The 765-nt window shown below is 22.2% G+C and carries 1 pseudogene; it reads left to right on the forward strand.

Annotated elements, in window-relative coordinates:
* Positions 1-123 precede the first annotated feature (123 nt).
* Positions 124-765, forward strand: a pseudogene (locus C6B38_RS12370) (IS30 family transposase); the annotation flags it as partial.

Here is a 765-nt window from a genome sequence, read left to right on the forward strand (position 1 = left end):
ATATTACTTTAACAGTTAAACAGATTAAGTGATTAAACAAAAATTTTAATATTTTACATAATACACCATATTACTTTAACAGTTAAACAGATTAAGTGATTAAACAAAAATTTTAATATTTTACATAATACACCTGAAACAATTTGTAAAATGTATGAGATTGAATTTGACGAAAAATTTCCAATGTGTTTTAAAACACTTTATAAATATATTTATTTAGGATTATTTAATATGGATAAAAAATATCTTTATTTTAAGGGAAAGAAGCGAAAAACAAAAAATAGTACTGATAATCGAGGTAAATTATCAAATTACAGAACTATTGAAGAAGCAAAACATGATAGATATGAATTTGGTTGATTACAAATACTATTGCTAAAAAATTAAGAGAACAAACAGCCGAAGAAGTTGTTAAAACGATTAAAAATATTTTTGAGAATAAATTATTTAAAAATTGTATTAAAGGCATTATTACAGATCAAGGTAAAGAATTTAGTAAATGAGAATAAATTATTTAAAAATTGTATTAAAGGCATTATTACAGATCAAGGTAAAGAATTTAGTAAATGAAAAGAAATTGAAAAAATTACTGGTTCTAATGTTTATTTTTGTGATCCTGGTTCACCAAAGCAAAAACCTCATGTTGAAAGAATAAATAGAGATATTAGGCATTGATTACCTCAAGGAACAGATTTTAATAAAGTTGATAATAAACAATTAAATTGAATAATAAAAACTGTTAATAACAAATTACGACCGTGTCTT

The sequence above is a fragment of the Spiroplasma sp. ChiS genome, assembly GCF_002968355.1.
Lineage (GTDB): Bacteria > Bacillota_I > Bacilli_A > Mycoplasmatales > Mycoplasmataceae > Spiroplasma > Spiroplasma citri.